The organism is Citrobacter sp. RHBSTW-01013 (assembly GCF_013781985.1).
Lineage (GTDB): Bacteria > Pseudomonadota > Gammaproteobacteria > Enterobacterales > Enterobacteriaceae > Citrobacter > Citrobacter braakii.
In genome coordinates this window covers 3920941-3937645 of record NZ_CP056185.1, presented here as the reverse complement: position 1 = coordinate 3937645, position 16705 = coordinate 3920941, and the positions used below count along the sequence as shown (strand labels likewise).

The following is a 16705-nucleotide window of genomic DNA, read 5'->3' as shown; positions in this document are numbered from 1 at the left end:
GTGATCTGGCCGATTGTCCTGCGGTATTTATTAATGTCGTGAAATGCGTGGGCTATAGTAAAGATGGCCGTTATTTCTCATCATTAATAACCGTGAGCGGGGGATGTGAATGAAGAAGATACTGATGCTGGTCGGCGATTATGTCGAAGATTATGAAACGATGGTGCCTTTTCAGGCATTGCAGATGCTGGGCCATCGTGTTGATGCCGTCTGTCCGGATAAAAGTCAGGGGGACTACGTTCAAACCGCTATTCATGATTTTGATGGGGCGCAGACCTACAGTGAAAAACCGGGTCATCGTTTTACGCTGAATGCGAATTTTGCCGAGGTGCGGGCCACCGATTACGACGCGCTGCTGATCCCCGGCGGACGTGCTCCGGAATATCTCCGGCTGAATCCGGATGTCATTAAGCTGGTGCAAGATTTCAACGCTGCCGGTAAGCCTATCGCCGCAGTCTGTCATGGACCTCAGCTGTTAGCGGCGGCGGGGGTGTTAGAAAACCGGACCTGTAGCGCCTATCCGGCCTGTGCGCCAGAAGTTCGTCTGAGCGGCGGGCATTACGCAGATATCGGCATTGATCAAGCCCACGTGGATGGCAATCTGATTACCGCGCCTGCATGGCCCGCGCATCCGCAATGGCTGGCTAAATTTGTTGAAGTATTAATGAAGTAAGCGATGAAAAAAGTCGGTATAACCTGCCTGGTTATACCGACTGTAGATATTACCTCTGTATGAGTGCGAACACGCCCCAACCAATGTACTCCCGGGTGAAGGCTACGTGGCGTGCTGGTGAACTCCTCAGTTGCTCTCTGACTTCCGGGGCAAATTCATCGTCCGGATTTGCCTCCAGCCACCGGCGCATCGTCAGCCATTTTGCCGCCTCGTATCTGTCCCAACCCTCCTGGTCAGCCAGTACCATTTCAACCACGTCATAACCGAGCAGGTCGAAAGATGAAACGAGCTCTGGCAGAGAAAGAAAATCAGTCACTGAAGTCGCGCCGCAAGCCTGGGCGATCTTCTCCGTGGCGGGTATTTGACGCCAGTACGGTTCGCCGATGAGTATGATCCCACCTGGTTTGAGACTTTGTTCCAGTTGTCTGATCGTTCCAGCGACGCCGCCGGCAATCCAGGTCGCACCAACGCAGGCGGCAATATCGAATTTTTCTTCGGCGATATAACCTGTTGCATCGGCATGAATAAAACGCACGTGCTCATTGACTCCCAACTCTTTGGCCCGCAGGGTGGCTTGCTCACTGAACAGCCGGCTCATATCGATACCCACGCCGGAAATACCGTGATCGCGTGCCCAGGTGCACAACATCTCACCCGAACCGCTGCCGAGGTCCAGAATGCGTGTTCCCGGTGCCATCCGTAAAACCTGGCCTAACGTGGCGTATTTCTGTGCGGTGAACGGATTATGAATGCGATGTGCGCTTTCGCTGATGGTAAAAATCTTCGGGATATCCATCTCTCTCTCTCCTTTAGCGATTATCAAGTTGGGCGCGAACGTTGTTCAGGCCGGTCGTATTAATACGGTAGGGCTGACCATTGACGGATTTGATCAGTTTCTTGGTTCTGAGCTTTTTGAACACCTCGAGCGTGCAGTCGCAGAGCAGCAACCCTTCACGGCTATAGCATTCGACGGAAGTGACGCGGCCAGAGGCATCGCGGACGTGAGCAATACGGCCACCTTTGGCGAGAACGTGTAAGGTACGTTGTTCCTGACGGGATAAATTCATACTGGAAAACCTGTTTAATCATCATGTGCAAAACGTGCAAACACACAGCGGTGTCCGCATTCGAATTCGGCGCATTGATAACCAGTCCGGCCTGAAAAGGTCGGGAAGCTGATTATCAGATGATTACATTCTCCAGCATCAAAGCCTCGGGTTGAGTTGAAAGGTATTTACATGCTGAATCATACCTGCAAGAAACAGTAGGGGAACTTCCTTGTAGTGGAAGTGTGATCTGTAACGAAAAATTGTATTTCTTTTATTTAATGACTTTTTAATTCTCGTTATGTAAATCGCATTTATTCATTAAATTAATTTAATGTTTCAGCGTCGCCAGAAACGCTATCGGTAGCCATACAGCATTGCTATTCTTTTTTTATCACCTCATTGATTAGTATGATTTACTCTTTTTGTTGGTTAATTTTGTTCTTTGATAAATGCTCCTTTATCATAATTGTGGTTTTAAATGAAATTTGCAATTTAATGTTTTTAAGAATTTTCTTAACGTGGCTAAGTGTGTATACTCGGTCCTGCAAGAAGCGCTTCTGTTATCATTAAAACTATAAGTATGTCCTTAACACCCGTATTACCTCTGCCCTGAATCTCTTCTCGGGGGAGAGGTTTTTTTTTGCCTGCATATTATTTGGCTTATCGTCATAAATAGAATTTTTAATATTATCGTTATTGATGTTAAACATTATTGATTACGACGATTTAGCTCTACTGACCCCTACGGCAATATTGAAATAGTATCAGCCTGAATCTATTTCATAGTGAATAGTATAATTCTGGCTATGTTTATGTGGGTATTATATAGCTTTCCTTATAACTGCCTTTTTTTCAGCGCGATAGAAGTTTTTTGCTTTTGAGGTAATTGTGATTTTGTTCACGGATTTTAGTGCGCGAAGTGGCTATTTGTAGAGAGGTGCAAACGGTTGCATGTTGCTGATACAGTATTCGTTCATTAAAAAAATATAGCGATGGCATGTCTTATGCCAGTACAGAGTACAGGAATCTAAATGATTTCTATTATCTCATAGGTATAGGGATGCCGTTTATGACTTCTGTTAGCTTAACACCATGGGAAATAGCAGTAAAAACAGACAGGGAATATGATTTTATCAATCAGAAAGGAGTTTTTTAATCGCAGGTATAATCACTAGCCTTTTTATCTTCCTTTATATAAATCGTTGTCGTAATGCCCATAAAATCAGCGTTCTGGGATGAGCGCTGATTTTATTTGGTTCTCAGATTATTTACTCCACGCTGCATGCAGAACACCTCTCGCAGTACCTCATAAATGATACATTAAAGGATCTCCTGGAATGGATATTGTTGAACGCTTTATTAACTACACGAAAATCAATACCACGACATCAAGGGAAAACGGCGCTAATGGGATAATGCCTTCTTCTCCTGGTCAAATGGAACTGGCAAAACTGCTTGCAGCAGAACTTGAAGCATTAGGAATGGAAAACATTGAGGTCAGGGATACCGCTATAGTGACGGCAACCTTACCTGCAAATACCGATGACACGATCCCGGTGGTCTCTTTTTTTGGTCATCTGGATACCAGTGCGGAACAGACGGCAGACACCAAAGCACAGCGCCTGCATTATCACGGCGGGGATTTATGCCTGAACAAAGAGCTGAATATTTACCTGCGCGAAAGTGAATTTCCGGAACTGAAAAATTATATCGGTGATGACCTGCTGGTGACCGACGGGACCAGTCTGTTGGGCGCTGATGATAAAGCAGCCATCGCCGCGATTATGAATGCTCTTGAGTATCTGGTCGCACACCCGGAAATAAAACATGGGCCGGTAAAAGTGGGTTTTGTCCCGGATGAGGAACAGGGCTTGCGTGGCGCAAAAGAGTTTGATGTTGCCGCGTTTGGTGCTGATTTTGGCTATACCCTGGATTGCTGCGGTATCGGTGAGTTTGTTTACGAGAACTGGAATGCGGGCGATGCGGAAATCATCTTTACCGGCCAGTCCGCACACCCGATGTCGGCCAAAGGTAAGTTAAAGAATTCGCTGCTGATGGCGCATAAGTTTATTGCCATGCTCCCAGGGGGAGAAGCGCCTGAATATACGGAAGGGCGCGAAGGGTATTACTGGGTAAAACAGCTACAGGGTAACAGCGCCCGCACGGTACTTAAGCTGGATATCCGCGATTTCAGTGAAGAAGGTTATAAGGCGCGTATGGCGTTTATTCGCCAGCTTGCCGTCAGCACCTGTGCCCTGTGGGGGGAAAACAGCGTGGTCTGTCATTTAGCCGATCGCTACGCGAATGTGTTGAACAGTTTGCAGGGGGACGCTCACTACCCGATTGATATTGCATTCCGCGCGTATCAGAAATGCGGCATAACACCCGCACCTGTCGCCATGCGTGGCGGGTATGATGGCGCGGTGCTGTCGCAGAAAGGATTGCCGTGCCCGAATATTTTTACCGGTGCTCATAACTTCCATTCAATTTATGAGTATCTGCCGGTGCGTTCTCTGCGGGCCGCCAGTGATGTGGTGGTGGCGGTGATTGAGGAAACTTATACTGAGTTCGCGCAGCGGAGAGCTCAGTCATGATTCAGGTGTTAATCGCACTTCTGGTTATCGTGGTGGTCGCGCGTCTGATTCTGAAAGGTTACCGCGCTGAACCGGTGCTCTTCATTGCGGGCTTAGTCCTGATGATTTGCACCGCGTTAACCGGATGGGGTTCCGTATTACCGAAGGGGGTTGCCAGTACGGGAATTTCCTTTCTCGATCCTTTCGAGGTAATGCGCGATCTCTTCAGCACGCGCGCCGCCGATCTCGGCCTGATGATCATGGCGTTAATGGGATTTGCGCATTACATGGATCATATCGGCGCAAATGAGGCGGTCGTGCGGGTAGTAACGAAACCCTTACGGGCGCTGCGTTCGCCCTATGTGCTCCTCTTTTTCTCCTACCTGCTCGCCAGCCTCCTGCAGTTGGCCATTCCTTCTGCAACCGGGCTTGCCGTGTTGCTGATGGGGACGATGTTCCCCATTATGCTGGGGTTAGGGCTCTCAGCGGCCTCGGCTGCCGGGGTCATTGCTACTTCGCTTGGCGTGGCTTACACCCCGACGGCAATCGATGCTATCAGGGGCTCTAAAGCAGTGAATATGGATGTAGTGGAATATGTTGTTTACCACCAGGGACCCGCCGCGCTGGCAACGGTTCTGGTTGTCGGCGTGTGCCATTTTTTCTGGCAGCGGCATTGCGACCGTAAAGCAGGGACGTTACCGCGGGAAATCGGTAGCGCAGAAGTGACTGATTCAGGAAAATCCCCGGCTTTTTACGCGCTGCTCCCCATGCTTCCGATACTGATGGCAGTAGGGTCATCCGAAATGTTCGTCAGGGGTATCAACCTGAATATTATCACCATTGTCCTCATTTCAATGACCATCTGTATGCTGATTGAATGGCTGCGAGTGCGTGATTTAAAGTCGGTCTGCGAAGGTTTCAGCCATTTCCTGAAAGGAATGGGCACTGCGTTTACCGGTGTGGTTGGACTGTTGGTTGCGGCAGGGGTTTTTGCTCACGGAATTAAAGTCATCGGTGCGATCGATCAGCTCATTCTGATGGCCGAACACGTGGGATTACCGCCGTTTGCCATGGCGGTAGTATTTGCGCTGGTGACGCTGGCCGCGGCTATCATTATGGGGTCGGGGAATGCGCCATTCCTCGCCTTCGTTGAGCTCATCCCGCAAATTGCCGCCAGTATGGGCGCTAACGCCGTTGCCATGATCCTGCCGATGCAGCAGGCATCGCATATGGGACGGGCCATTTCACCGGTATCCGGCGTCGTGATTGCCGTTTCCAGCGGAGCGAAAATAACCCCATTCGATGTGGTGAAGCGTACCGCCGTACCGCTGATTGTGGGGTTCGTTACTCACACCCTGATCATTGGTATTTTCTATTAACCGTACCAGCGACAAGCCAACTTCCGGTTCATTGAATCCGGATGTTGGCTTTTTGAATTAGGCAAAATTTAAAAGCGTTAATATTACTGATACCTGTATAAAAAGCCTTGCCTGCTGCTGTGAGGCTGTCTGTCGCTCAGCGGAGGATAAAATGCGATTCCATTAGGATGTTTAATGGCTGTTTAGCGTTGAAATGGGTGTTTGTCTGGGGCGTCTGGTAAAAACTATCAGGATATTTCTTCTAATCAGCAATTTTTGAAGTTTTATGATGGTCATATTTTTAACAGTAGGTGGAATTGATAACCTGTGAGTATTATTAGTTTTTATCTTTATCGTATAATTCTTATTATTTATCGCTGAGCCATCCGGGCATCAATGATTAATAAGAGTGATGTGTTAAGTTTGCAATTTTATTACATAGGGATAAATTAATCTGGATCATATTTTGATGTTTTTAGTTGTAGTATTTTTTTAAATGAAATAATGCAAGATTTACATGTAATAATGATTTATTTGGGCAGGTTTAAGTGGTAAGGGATTCAGGAAAAGTTAGTACGTTACGACACCATTATCAGGATGACCTGGAAGCGTTTACCTGGAGTGCATTGGTAGCAATTGGTATCGCAATACGGGACCGTAAGATTCATTCTAAAATGTCAGAGCATCTTTTTATTATGCAATGGCTGGCCATCGCTAAAAAAAGAAAACTCTTCTCAAGGAACGTAATCAATGAACTTCAATGGCTAATTGATGAAGGCAAGAAAAAAAGCCTCAATGCACAACTTAAATTTAAAATAGAATATCTATACTCGACTTCGAGTGGCGATGTATCGATGCAGAACGACTATTTTAAGTTTACTCATACGATTGAGGTGTTGAGAAATAATGGCTGGGAAAGCTTTCTGCTTACGCCAGAGAAATGGCGAGATCTGCATGAAAAGATTAAGGTAAGAGAAGGTAATTTTATTTTTATGGATGACACTCGGCTGCAGGCGTGTTTTGGCGTGCAGGGTGAGATTGTCAAACCCTTCTGTATCCGGGTATATGGCGATGTTGAGTTTGCAAAGTTAACGTTCATTAAACATAACCTTCCGGCTGAATTTGTAAAACACGTTTCAAATGAGTTTTATCACTTCCATTTTCTTCTGGTAAGTAATGCTTAACTGACGATGTGGACAATGTGCTGTTAATGCAAAGAATAGATTGATCAACTTGTAAATTTATCGGATAGAAACCACGCGCCAAGGACAGCGAATGTTTACTCGAAAGTTAGTGATTGCCAACGAATGGATAAGGTTGTCTGATATTCCAGACAGTGTGTCCATTTCTTTTCGGGGCGTTCTCGAGATAACTGAAAGTACAGGTGTGCCAGACGCCAGCACGCCGTTGTTACGTTTAGAAAATGAAATGGCACCGATCACCGTCGATTCGTTGTCCTGGGTGCGGGTGCCTGTCGATAGTCAGAAAGACATTACCGTTTATATCCATAAATAATATTAATATTGAATAGTTTTGGCCTTATTTTTGCCAATGTTAGAGGGCTGCTGTTTATCGCAGTATGTCCCCCTGAGTAATTAATTTATTACGTGAGAATGAATGCGGAAACTTTCTAATAATTAATCATTTTACAGGTTAAGGTATTGCGTGATGTGTCGATAACAATTAAGTCGTAGAGGATTTTTATTGTTATGGAGATGTTTAAATGTTAAAGAATATGAGAATTAAAACCAGCCTGTTATTATTGCTGTTGTTATTTACCTTCATGCAGTTCTTTTCCAATGGGTTTGAGTTGGTTGATCTCAAAGGAAATCAAAAAAATACGTTATTACTACATAACATCATTAAGGAGCAGGATACCCTGCATAAGGTCGTTGAGGCTGTTTATAAGGTCAGAAGCGTTCGTGATAATATTCAACAACATAATGCGACCGATGCCCGACAGACAGTGAATCAAATGCAAGATCAGATGGCGTATGCCAGAAAACAGTTCGATATTTTCTGGGGTATTCCTGGATTGACGGCTGACGATCCGCAAATCGGTAAAGTCATCAGAACGGCTTTTGAGCAACAAATGAATGCTGAGCAAAAGTCTATTGATACATTAAATCAGATGCTTTCCAGCAACAGTATTATTAATGCACAAGAAAATGCTAATGCGGAACTGCTCGCGGCTCGCAAAAATTTCGATAACGAAGTGACGAATTATTACAAATCAACAATGCTGATTGGTGAGAAGATCGTTGCACAAACACACGTTCAGTTTAATACCTCGATCCTGAAAGTATCCGTGATCCTGGTCATTACGGTACTTATCTTCTTTATCTGTAATTTCTGGTTGAACCGGACCATCATTCAGCCTTTAAAAATCGTTTCTGAACATTTTGCGCGGATTGGTAAGGGCGATCTCAGCCATCCTGTTAAGGTGTCGGGTAACAATGAAATCGGCGTACTGTGCTTAAATTTGCATAATATGCAAAAAGGCCTGCGGGAGACTGTCAGCACTATTCGCGATGGCGTTGAGTCTATTAATATCGGTATGCAGGAAATTGCTTCCGGTAATTCCGATTTATCAACCAGAACGGAACAGCAGGCTGCGGCAGTCGTTGAAACGGCGGCCAGTATGGAGCAGATTTCAGTCACAACAAAAAATAATACTGATAAGTCACATCAGGCATCCGTCATGACCAGCGAAAGCACGGAAATGGCATTGCGTGGCGAGCGTTTAATGAGTGATATGGTTGAGAAAATTCACCTGATCAGCCGTAATGCGCAAGGCGTGAACGAAATATCCAATGTTATTGATAGTATTGCTTTTCAAACCAATATCCTGGCATTAAACGCGGCGGTGGAAGCCGCACGCGCTGGTGAGTCCGGGCGTGGGTTTGCCGTTGTGGCGAGTGAAGTCCGAACGCTTGCTCAGCGCAGCGCCTCCTCGGCGAAAGAAATCAGTGAACTGGTTGCCAAAGCGGCAATTAGCGTCAAGGAAGGGGTAGAGATAGCCGAAAACAGTGGCGCCATGATGGCGGATATTGCGAAGGCAATACGCAACATTAATGTCTTAATGGAAGATATCTCTGGAGCCTCGGGGGAACAGAGTCGCGGCATCGAACAGATCCGGGTTGCGGTAACGCAAATGGAGCAAGTGACTCAGCAAAACGCCTCGCTGGTTGAGGAGATAGCCGCCACGACAGGCAGTGTGGAAGAGCAGTCAGCAATGCTATCCCAGGCTGTGGCGGTGTTCCAGGTGGAGGAAAACCAGCCTTCAGCATAATAAGTAGAGTACAAACTCGGCGGGTATCGTGGTGCGTTTGACGTGCCCGTTTATGACAGTGAGAAAGGTTGAGCTGCACATGGCTCACAGACCGCAGCTCATCAGGCGTCAATGTTGCCTGATGAGCTGCGCGAGAAGAATATCGGGAATGACGTTCTCCAGCGCGATTTGAAATCGCATACGTCATGTTGATAATAATTATCATTATTATTGTTGTGTTGTACAGGTAATGGTAATGTTGCTTCAGTTATCAACCGTTAATCCCATTTCCTGTGCAGAAGACAGCATGAACAACACCACCGCCCTGAATACGTCCAGACGCGTAGCCCGCACCTTCTCCGTCAGCGAGTTTATGGATTTTGGTGAGCGTTACGGGATCGATTACCGTTTTCCCCTGCTGGCGCAAAAGCCGGATTTGTCGTCTTGCAGCCCCGTTCTGCAGGGTGAGGTTGAGGAGATGACGCTCCCCTGCGGGATGTGTGTCACGCACTCAGATGTGCAGGTGCTACAACCCTACGAAACCACCTCCCGCCACAGCAGTCCTCTGTATATGCTGGTGGTTCTGGAAGGCTGCGTCATCCTGACGCTCAACGGGCAGGAGCATGTGGTACGTTCCGGGATGGCGTTTAGCTCACGCCTGAGCGAGCATCAGACGATGCGTGCCCGCCATCATGCTGACTGCAAACTGCGCACGTTATCGCTCGGCCTGTATCCCGACGGCGCGTGGCGCACGGGGTTGCTCGAATCGTTGATGCGTGAGTGGGAAAGATGCGAAACGCCGACGCTTATCTGGCAGGTGCCGGGGTTTTTACTCAGCGGCCTGCAGTATGCGCAGCGGAGCACGATCGGCCATGTATCTCGCCAACTGATGCTGGAAGGGCTGATATTACAACTGTTCGGCCATGGCCTCAGCGTGTGTCAGGTCGAGAGTGGCAAGCGGCTTGCGGCAAGCGGTGAACAGCAGCGGCTGGAGGTCGTTCGTCGTCTGCTGGAGCAGAGTCCCGAGAATGACTACACCCTCAATGCCCTGGCCCAACGCGCGGCGATGAGCCCCAGCAGCCTGCGCAGCAAGTTCCGTGCGGCCTATGGCTGTTCCGTCTTTGACTACCTGCGTGATTGCCGTCTGGAACGCGCGCGCGGCTATTTACTGGAAGGATACAGCGTACAGCAGGCGGCCTGGATGTCGGGTTATCAACATGCTACCAACTTCTCTACCGCATTTCGGCGTCGTTACGGCTTTTCGCCTGGCGATGTGCTCAAACTTTGCTAATCCATTTTTACGTTTTGCGCACGTGCCTTCCCGACAATTTGGCACTGCGCATAGGCAACCTGGCATCCTGCATAGCTATCTCTGTTAGCAAAAAGGTAATAATTCTCACTTACAATTAGACATGCCTTTGGAGATATTCATGTTCGCGAAGACTCGGTTGGCGCTAGTGGTGGGATGGGTGACCGGTAGCGTGGCTTTTCCACTGCTGGCGCAGGAAACAACAAAAAACGATACGGTGGTTGTCACCTCGCAAATGCAAAGCGGGGCCACGAAGCTCGCCACGCCGGATATTGAAACGCCTCAGTCGGTATCGATCATTACCCGTGAGCAGTTTGAAGAGCAGGGCGCCACCAGCGTGCGCCAGGCCGTGAGCTATACGCCGGGGGTGTACAGCAATCAGATTGGTGCCTCCAACCGCTTTGACTATATTGTGCTGCGTGGTTTCTCGGATGGTAGCCTGGACAACGTCTATCTCGATGGCCTGAAGATGATGGGGGACACCAACTCACACAGCTCGCTGGTGGTTGATCCGTGGTTCCTCGAAGATATCGAAGTGGTACGCGGCCCGGCTTCCGTACTGTATGGCCGTTCTTCTCCGGGCGGTATTGTCGCGCTGACATCACGTAAGCCGTCGTTTGATGCTGGCGGAGAAGTGAAACTGTTTGCTGGCAACAATAACCAGCGCGGCGCGGCGTTTGACGTCACCGGGGCGCTGGATGATAACGATCGCGTGGCGGCACGACTGAGTGGAATGACGCGTTACGCGGACTCGCAGTTTGGCCCATTGAAGGAAGAACGTTATGCGCTGATGCCAAGCCTGACCTGGCGCATCACCGACCAGACGCGTCTGGATCTGATGGCTTATCTGCACCGTGACCCGGAAGGCGGAAGCCACTCCGGTCTGCCGTATGACGGCACCGTGGTTCCACATTACGGGCAAAAGATCTCCAACACCTTTTACGAAGGCGAGGATGATTACGACAAATACGATCGCCGTGAAAACATGGTGGGCTACAACGTTGAGCACCTGTTTGATAACGGCTGGTCGGTGCGGCAAAAACTGCGCTACCTGCATACCGACGTTGAGCTGAATCAGGTGTATGCGGCGGGCTGGCTGAATGAAACCGAGCTTAACCGCGGCTACTCCGGCTCCGATGAAAAAATGTCAGCGATTACGCTGGATAACCAACTCGACGGCAGCTTTGATACCTGGCAGGTCAACCACCGTGTGCTGGTGGGGATCGACTATCAGGATCGCAGCAACAATACCACCGGTTACTACGGTGCATTCCCGCCGATTGACGCCTTTAACCCGGTATACGGCGCGCAGCCTGATTACATCAACATGTATGCGCGTGAGAAGCACAAGCTGCGCCAGACAGGCTACTATTTGCAGGATCAGATGTCATGGGATCGCTGGCGTATTACGCTCGGCGGTCGCTACGATCAGGTGAGCGTTTCTAACATTGATAAGATCAACGATACCCGTAGCGATCTGGACAAAAACAACTTCAGCACCCGTGCTGCGCTGCTCTATTTGTTCGATAACGGCTTTGCGCCGTATGTGAGTTATTCCACCGCCTTTACGCCAACCAGCTTTGCCGATGAGAACGGCAATCTGCTGGATCCGATGAAAGGCAAGCAGTGGGAAGCCGGGCTGAAATATGAGCCGGAAGGACTCAACAGTCAGTTCAGCGCGTCGGTATTCCGTATCAATCAGACGAATATCGCCACCAAAGAAGAGCCGACCGATCCGTACCGCTCGATTGGGGAAATTGAGTCTGAAGGGGTAGAGCTGGAGGCCATTAGCCAACTGACGGAGAGCTTCCGTCTGCAGGCGGCGTATACCTATACCGACATTCGCTATAAGAAAAGCAGCCCGGAAGAGCAGGGTAAGCGCGCAGTGTACGCGCCGCGTAACCAGGCCAGTACCTGGCTGAGCTACGATGTGAAAAGCGGTCCGCTGGATGGCCTGACGCTGGGCTCAGGCGTGCGTTATGTCAACGGTATTGCCAGCGATCGCCTGAATACTCACACTCTGCCGTCCTACACGCTGGTGGATATGGCAATTGGCTACGACTTAACGAATATCGGTATTAAAGGGTTGAGCGCTCAGTTGAACGTCAACAACCTGACCGACAAGCGCTACGTTGCGGCTTGTAATTCGCTCTCATACTGCTACTTCGGCGCCGAGCGCAGCATTGTCGGCAGCGTTTCATGGAAGTTCTGAGTATCGTTTTTTAGCCGGATGGCGGTGCTGGCGTCTTATCAAGCCTACAGATGCGTGCAAAGTGTAGGCCTGATAAGCGCAGCGCCATCAGGCTGGGGGATTGCGGTTATTGTGTAAAACCGTTTTGCATACAAATCTGCGCGCTGGTTCTCAGGGTAAAGGCGACTTTGTCTGGGTACTGGCTGTAATAGTTATGCTCTTCTTCCAACCCTTTTGCCTGCGCCAGACGTACCGTTTCCAGCGAGCAGGTACGGTAGATCAGGTCTTTATTCATATTGGTCTGCTTTTCACGCTGTTTATCTGCGGACAGCGCCAGCCAGCTCTCGGACAGCGAGTAATCGTAGACCACCCGGTTTCCTTTCGCCTGCACATTTTCAATGGTAATGAATTCGTCGATTTTCAGTCTTGGCTGCCCACGCATTTTTTTCTTATCTTCTGCGGCGGCATATTGGGCCAACGCATTAATATCCATGCCTGCTATTTTCTGTTTATAGATATCGACATAAGCGGCGGGCTGCTGATAACGCTGAGCGTAAGCGTTTCTTAATTCTCCATCGCTCACCGTACAACCCGCCAGAAACAGAGGTAAAAGCAGCGCCAGTTTTATTTTAGTCATGATGTTATCCCGTTCATTATTGTGGTCCCAGTCGCCCATAACATAATAAAAAAATGATTACGGGTGATATTTAAGGTTGTATAAACGGGGACACGATGACACAAGTTCAATAGTCTTAAAATGGCGTTACAGGCAGGAAACCCTGCCAGAATTGGCAGGGGTTTTGAACATACTGGTAAAGAATTAATGGCCGATCATTTTTGCTTTCGGGATCAACTGGAAATACAGGTGATCCGGCACCGGCGTATCCCAGACATTGGCATATACCGCATAACCAATGGTGGCAAAGAGAATCCCCAGCACTAGTATTGTCATGGCAATACCCGACAGTGCCGTTTGTCGCCATAACGCTTTACCGCTGCCTTTTGCACCCGGCGGTGTCTGCAGGGAAAAGCTCAATGTTGAAGCCACCGGGCAGGATTCAACACAGGTCATGCAGCCAGTGCATTCCACAGTACGCACCTGAATCAGTCTGTCGACCGGGATTTTCGATGGGCAATTTTTCGCGCATTTCCCGCAATCAATGCAACTGTCGGCGTTGCGGCGGATTTTAAACGGCGAGAACAGCGAGAACAGACCAAGCAGTGCGCCGTAAGGACACAGATAACGACACCAGGCGTTGCGAATAAACAGGCTCAGGAGGCTGATAACCACTACGGAGATGAGCGTAGCGGAGCCAATATGGCGAAAGAAATCGAGCATCTTCACATCGATGATGATTCCATAGGCTGACGTCAGAAAGTACTGAATCCCCTGGGCGGGCATCGACAGGGCGATATACAAGAAAAACCCCAGTAGCAGATACTTCAGGCTGAGCAGCGGGATATCCAGCCAGCGCGGTAGCGTAAAGTTACGACCGAATAATTTTCTCCCCAGATTACCGAGCAGTTCGGAAAGCGTCCCCACCGGGCATAACCATGAACAGAAAGCTTTTTTTAACAACAGGCTAATCAGGATAAACGCAACTAACAGCAGCATAGAGGCGGCATGGATGGGCGGAAGAAAACCGGTCTCTAGCGTATAGCGGAAATTCATCAAACCCGCTATCGGCAGCCATCCCTCAATACCGCCGGGCCTTGGAATATAAACGCTGGTGCCGGCGGTTTCGAAATAGCGGACCCAATACCAGAACGCCACGCCAATATAAATATTGATAGCCAGCAGGAGAAACTGGGTGGCTTTTCGCCAGCTGCTGGCGTTGCGCCAGTCATTCCACGGCAGTTTACCCCCGGTCGTGCCTGGGCGGCGCTGCCAGCGCGTTCTCATCTTCCCGTTCATGGTTTTATAGTATCCCTCATATTTCCCCTTCTGCATTCAGAAGGCGTCATCACCGGGATATGCTAGCGCTATTCAGATTTGGTGTATTTGATTTGCATCTTATTACGCGGCTGTTATTTTCTTCATGCCAATATGCCTGAAAAATAATAACAGCCCGATATTTATCACAGGTCAGATAAATACCCTGAACGGGGTATTTATTTCTCTGCAGGGCAACGATTATTCCTGATAAACCTCAACGCGGTCGCGGCCATTACTTTTCGCCAGATAAAGTGCGCGATCGGCTTTATCAACCAACTGTTTATAGTCGGGATGATAGTCATATTCGGCAATACCAATACTGACGGTAATAGAAAACGTTTCTGTCGCTGAGGCTGCCATGCGCATCTCGGCAATTTTCATACGTAGCGTTTCCAGAATAATACTGGCCTGTGATTCATCTGACTCGACGAGCAGAATCATAAATTCTTCGCCACCGTAGCGGAACACGTAATCGCTGCTGCGGATATGATCGTAAATGACCGCCGCGACGTTTTTGAGCGTCAGATCGCCAGTATTATGCCCGAAGTTATCGTTAATTTGCTTGAAGTAGTCGATATCCAGCATCGCCAGGGTAAAAGGCTTACGCGTATGTAACGCCAGCGAGATCTCGCGCCGCATGATGGTCGGAATAAAGCGGCGATTAAGCAACTGGGTCAGCGAATCTTTACCATTTTCCTGCTTAACCAGCGCGTCGAACATTGAGGCGAGCAGGAAATGGATTTTTGCCGATAGCTGGCGTACATCCTGCAATAAGCTCATCCGCTCGGGTTCTGTCGGCTGATGCTGATGCGACAGGGTTGTTGTCAGACGACTGTCGATCTCTGCAATCAGTGATTCCATCTTATTCAGCAGATTGCTGTTGCCGAGGATATGTTTTCCCTTATGTGATAACCACATACCGAAGTCAGAATTCGCCAAAAACACCATCTCACCGAAAGGCATTCCGGTGGCGATGTTATAGATAAACTGGTTTTCCCAGTCGGTAAACGAACGGATTTGCCGCTCGCGCTCGACGTTAACGTCATCGTAAATAGTCTGTAGACGGTACTGCTCCTGCGTGTGCATAGAGTTTTGAAAACTGGGGGAATAGGAGACCGTCATGGCCTCCAGCGCAGTATCCATTGCCAGACTGCTGAAACAGATAGCATCGCTCAGCAAGGCGGGAGTGGAATCCGCCTTTGTTTTTAACACCCTGTACAGCTCATCTTTCAGCTTGCGCGCGCCGCGGTTTACCAGATCGATGGGCAGGCCGATACGGGCATGCACCACACCAATTTTGCGCTGTTTGGCCAGCAGTTGTGAGAGATCTTCGTGGGCGCTGCCAAGTACGCTGCGCAGCCAGTCAAACATGCTGCCGCTGAGGCGGGTACTGACCTGTTCTGTATTGAGGAACAATGCGCTCTCCGCATGGGAGAGCATATAGTCATAAAAAACGGTTACTAAATGGCGGATCTCTTCATCGCTTAACGATGTCAGGAGCGTGTGAACTTCAGGCGATGTTTGACGTAACAGCGCCTGCCATTCTGTAAGGAGTAATGTGTCGTTTACCGGTTCAACCTGTTCCATCTTACTGCCACTCAACGTGCGATTAAAAATTCAGGCGGTATTACGGACAATTACCTCACGATGGTCAAGTTAAACTCTCTTATCGATGGCTAATACCTTCATAAATAAGCCTGAGCGCGAAGACACCAATAATGGCGCCAATCACCCGGCTGGCAACCCGTTGGATTCGGCCATACGCACGGCGCACGGCGGGCAACGAAAACGCCTGGCTGAGAAAAATACGCCAGATAACGGAAGACAACACAATGCCTGCCCAGGCCATCAACCTGGCCCACGTTGGCGTGTCTGCGCTTAAGGTGACCGAGAAGATACTAATAAAAAACAGCACGGTTTGCGGATTAGATAAATCCGTTAATAACCCACGGCGGAAAAACACATACCAGGGGGCGGAAAGCGGCTGCTGTAGCGTTGGCATTTGTGGTGTAGCCTGATGCCGGATGCTGTTCCAGGCGAACCACAGCAGATAGGCGCCGCCGACAATCTTAATCAACGAAAAAATCTCTTCACACTGAGTGATAAGCGTCGCCATGCCAAAGAGCCCGAGGCCAGAGTAGAACGCATCGCCTAAGGCGACGCCCAGACCGGTTATCACGCCCGCGCGTCGCCCTGACGCCAGGCTGGTTTGCACCACCACAAACAGGTTCGCGCCGGGGTTAAAAAAAGTTAAAACAAACAGGCTGACGGTGAGTACGACGGCGTGCAGAGGTTCCATAGACAACAATTCCTCAGATTCTCATAAAGTTAACACTATAATTTCA

The 16705-nt window shown here is 49.0% G+C and carries 14 protein-coding genes; 8 read left to right on the top strand and 6 right to left on the bottom strand.

Annotated features, from left to right (window positions below; translation table 11 throughout):
• Positions 1-109 precede the first annotated feature (109 nt).
• A complete protein-coding gene (locus tag HV350_RS18930) occupies positions 110-673 on the top strand; it encodes a DJ-1/PfpI family protein (protein ID WP_049281633.1) in 564 nt (187 codons plus the stop codon).
• 49 nt (positions 674-722) lie between these two features.
• Here the strand turns inward: HV350_RS18930 and HV350_RS18925 are convergent, their stop codons facing one another.
• Together HV350_RS18925 and HV350_RS18920 are read right to left on the bottom strand one after the other, a co-directional pair.
• Positions 723-1469 (bottom strand): class I SAM-dependent methyltransferase, encoded by a 747-nt coding sequence (locus HV350_RS18925; protein WP_047417017.1) that lies wholly within the window; start codon positions 1467-1469, stop codon positions 723-725.
• Between the two features lie 13 nt (positions 1470-1482).
• Positions 1483-1740, bottom strand: coding sequence for a YjhX family toxin (locus HV350_RS18920; RefSeq protein WP_016151932.1), 258 nt, complete (start codon positions 1738-1740; stop codon positions 1483-1485).
• A gap of 1319 nt (positions 1741-3059) precedes the next feature.
• Here HV350_RS18920 and pepT point away from each other — a divergent pair.
• The 7 genes from pepT to foxA all read left to right on the top strand — a co-directional run bounded on the left by pepT (position 3060) and on the right by foxA (position 12445).
• Positions 3060-4316: a peptidase T gene (pepT, locus tag HV350_RS18915; protein WP_181629123.1), complete on the top strand. Its 1257-nt coding sequence runs from the start codon at positions 3060-3062 to the stop codon at positions 4314-4316.
• A complete protein-coding gene (gene dcuC / locus HV350_RS18910; protein WP_016151934.1) occupies positions 4313-5674 on the top strand; it encodes a C4-dicarboxylate transporter DcuC in 1362 nt (453 codons plus the stop codon). Before pepT ends, dcuC begins: the two co-directional genes overlap by 4 nt.
• A 527-nt stretch (positions 5675-6201) precedes the next feature.
• The gene (locus HV350_RS18905) at positions 6202-6837 is read left to right on the top strand and encodes a DUF2913 family protein (RefSeq protein WP_016151935.1); all 636 of its coding nucleotides are present in this window, start codon (positions 6202-6204) and stop codon (positions 6835-6837) included.
• 91 nt (positions 6838-6928) lie between these two features.
• Entirely contained in the window at positions 6929-7168 is a 240-nt protein-coding gene (locus tag HV350_RS18900) for a hypothetical protein (RefSeq protein WP_016151936.1), read from the top strand.
• 208 nt (positions 7169-7376) lie between these two features.
• Complete coding sequence (locus HV350_RS18895; protein WP_153690689.1) at positions 7377-8945, top strand: methyl-accepting chemotaxis protein; 1569 nt, start codon at positions 7377-7379, stop codon at positions 8943-8945.
• 286 nt (positions 8946-9231) lie between these two features.
• Positions 9232-10215: a helix-turn-helix transcriptional regulator gene (locus HV350_RS18890; protein ID WP_032931274.1), complete on the top strand. Its 984-nt coding sequence runs from the start codon at positions 9232-9234 to the stop codon at positions 10213-10215.
• A 121-nt stretch (positions 10216-10336) separates the two neighbouring features.
• Positions 10337-12445 carry a ferrioxamine B receptor FoxA gene (gene foxA / locus HV350_RS18885; protein ID WP_142417636.1) on the top strand — a complete coding sequence of 703 codons (2109 nt, stop codon included), beginning with the start codon at positions 10337-10339 and terminating at the stop codon, positions 12443-12445.
• A 106-nt stretch (positions 12446-12551) separates the two neighbouring features.
• Here foxA and HV350_RS18880 read toward each other — a convergent pair whose 3' ends face one another.
• The 4 genes from HV350_RS18880 to HV350_RS18865 form a co-directional block, all read right to left on the bottom strand.
• Positions 12552-13061 (bottom strand): hypothetical protein, encoded by a 510-nt coding sequence (locus HV350_RS18880; protein ID WP_223307927.1) that lies wholly within the window; start codon positions 13059-13061, stop codon positions 12552-12554.
• Between the two features lie 183 nt (positions 13062-13244).
• The gene (locus tag HV350_RS18875) at positions 13245-14339 is read right to left on the bottom strand and encodes a 4Fe-4S binding protein (protein WP_047499123.1); all 1095 of its coding nucleotides are present in this window, start codon (positions 14337-14339) and stop codon (positions 13245-13247) included.
• Between the two features lie 219 nt (positions 14340-14558).
• A complete protein-coding gene (locus tag HV350_RS18870; RefSeq protein WP_046275627.1) occupies positions 14559-15947 on the bottom strand; it encodes a diguanylate cyclase in 1389 nt (462 codons plus the stop codon).
• Between the two features lie 79 nt (positions 15948-16026).
• On the bottom strand, positions 16027-16659 hold the full coding sequence (locus HV350_RS18865; RefSeq protein ID WP_016151943.1) for a LysE family transporter: 633 nt from the start codon (positions 16657-16659) through the stop codon (positions 16027-16029).
• Positions 16660-16705 lie beyond the last annotated feature (46 nt).

Coding starts and splice junctions, on each gene's coding strand:
- HV350_RS18930 (WP_049281633.1), top strand. CDS start 110: ATGAAGAAGATACTGATGCTGGTCGGCGATTATGTCGAAGATTATGAA.
- HV350_RS18925 (WP_047417017.1), bottom strand. CDS start 1,469: ATGGATATCCCGAAGATTTTTACCATCAGCGAAAGCGCACATCGCATT.
- HV350_RS18920 (WP_016151932.1), bottom strand. CDS start 1,740: ATGAATTTATCCCGTCAGGAACAACGTACCTTACACGTTCTCGCCAAA.
- pepT (WP_181629123.1), top strand. CDS start 3,060: ATGGATATTGTTGAACGCTTTATTAACTACACGAAAATCAATACCACG.
- dcuC (WP_016151934.1), top strand. CDS start 4,313: ATGATTCAGGTGTTAATCGCACTTCTGGTTATCGTGGTGGTCGCGCGT.
- HV350_RS18900 (WP_016151936.1), top strand. CDS start 6,929: ATGTTTACTCGAAAGTTAGTGATTGCCAACGAATGGATAAGGTTGTCT.
- HV350_RS18895 (WP_153690689.1), top strand. CDS start 7,377: ATGTTAAAGAATATGAGAATTAAAACCAGCCTGTTATTATTGCTGTTG.
- HV350_RS18890 (WP_032931274.1), top strand. CDS start 9,232: ATGAACAACACCACCGCCCTGAATACGTCCAGACGCGTAGCCCGCACC.
- foxA (WP_142417636.1), top strand. CDS start 10,337: ATGCCTTTGGAGATATTCATGTTCGCGAAGACTCGGTTGGCGCTAGTG.
- HV350_RS18880 (WP_223307927.1), bottom strand. CDS start 13,061: ATGACTAAAATAAAACTGGCGCTGCTTTTACCTCTGTTTCTGGCGGGT.
- HV350_RS18875 (WP_047499123.1), bottom strand. CDS start 14,339: ATGAACGGGAAGATGAGAACGCGCTGGCAGCGCCGCCCAGGCACGACC.
- HV350_RS18870 (WP_046275627.1), bottom strand. CDS start 15,947: ATGGAACAGGTTGAACCGGTAAACGACACATTACTCCTTACAGAATGG.
- HV350_RS18865 (WP_016151943.1), bottom strand. CDS start 16,659: ATGGAACCTCTGCACGCCGTCGTACTCACCGTCAGCCTGTTTGTTTTA.